This is a genomic window from Enterocloster sp. HCN-30185 (assembly GCF_037890305.1).
Taxonomy (GTDB): domain Bacteria; phylum Bacillota; class Clostridia; order Lachnospirales; family Lachnospiraceae; genus Enterocloster.
The window spans coordinates 1-1,430 of sequence record NZ_JBBKBT010000040.1; the positions used below are offsets into that span (position 1 = coordinate 1).

At 49.3% G+C, this 1,430-nt stretch carries 1 protein-coding gene and 1 pseudogene; both read right to left on the bottom strand.

Going from position 1 to position 1,430, the window contains the following annotated elements; translation table 11 throughout:
- Positions 1–511, bottom strand: a pseudogene (locus WKT10_RS15840) (hypothetical protein); the annotation flags it as partial.
- Entirely contained in the window at positions 501–1,364 is an 864-nt protein-coding gene (locus WKT10_RS15845) for a hypothetical protein (protein ID WP_340278040.1), read from the bottom strand. The gene WKT10_RS15845 and the pseudogene WKT10_RS15840, both read right to left, overlap by 11 nt.
- Between the last annotated feature and the right edge of the window lie 66 nt (positions 1,365–1,430).

Genomic DNA, 1,430 nt, shown 5'->3' on the forward strand with positions numbered 1-1,430 from the left:
GAGCAGCCTCCGGCTCAATCCCCGGAAAATCTGTAATACTGATCTGCCCCGGAAGCTCCACATACGGGATTTCCTTAGGCTGTTTCATGGCTCGGATCTGGCGCACGGTCATATCTGGAGTTACCTGCTCCAACTGCTCATCATCAAGCCCAAGCATCTCCTGAAGCTGTGCTTTGCTGAAATCCCTGTACCGATCATCCAGTATGGGGCTGTTGCCTCCCTTGGAAAACCGGATGCACCGGTCTATATAGCGTTTGGTGGTTGACCGGCTGAAACCGAACTGCCTGGCAGCATACTCATTGATATCGCTGTATCCGTATTCCTGGAACTGATTACGATCCCGCACATACATCAGCCAGTACCCGATGGATATCACACTTCTGGCGGCCGTCTTAAGGTCTGTATGTATGTACCGCCCGATCTCATCCAGTGGGATCTCCATCTGGTACCACTCCGGGCCTGTATGGTCAATGGTTCCTGTCTCAGGAACCATGGTATTCTCATCTTCCATCTCTCTCCCCCTCTCTCAAAAACTCCCTCGTCCGCTCCATCATGATCGCATCATAGTCCACATCCCTTTGTTCAAAGTTGTGGAACCGGTTGGACGATGGACCGGGAGTCTTTTCGCAGGCAGGTTTCCCCTCTGTCGGGTTCCGGTAGTTCCCATCCAGCACCTTTGCCATATTGGCATCAGCAACCAGCCAGTCAAACGTAGCTGACCAGTTCCTGCGGTTTTTGCCCTTCAAAAAGTCACTTTCCTCCGCAGTCTCAAAAAGCCGACGGAAGTCCTCAACGGTATATCCTGCCCTCAGTCTCGCACGGATCGCCTTCTTCCTCGCTTCCGACAGCTTCACCAGGCGGGGATACGACCCGCAAACGGAATTATATAATTCTCGAATCGTGGTGATCTGGGAGGAAAAGTCGTCCGGCTTTTCTGGTACCTCTTCAGAGGTACTCTTTTTATTTTGTTTTTGTTTATGTTTATATATGTCTGCGCTTTGTACTTCGCTTTCTACTACGGGAAATACTTCGCTTTTTACTTCGCTATATACTTCGCTTTTTACTACGTTTTTGAAAGTGAAATACACCATTTTGTATTTATTAGGGCTTCCTTTTCTGCCCTTCTGGTAGATGATACGGCCAGCCTTTATGAGTTCGTCCCTCGCCTTGATGAATGTGGCTTCTCGACCCATTGACATGGCTGCCATCAATCTCAGGTTATCTACTATAACCCACTCGCTCCACCCGCTCCGGTTGAAATAGTTCATCATCTTGTACCATAACAACTGCGACGGGATCGGTAAGTAGTTAGTTTCGAGCCATCGTTCGAAGGCTATGATCTCTGCCAGATAATTGATCTCCATGTAGGCTGTCACCTACCTCTCTTTCGCTTTTAATTCCCTCCAGGCCTGAGCGTCCCTGTATAACTC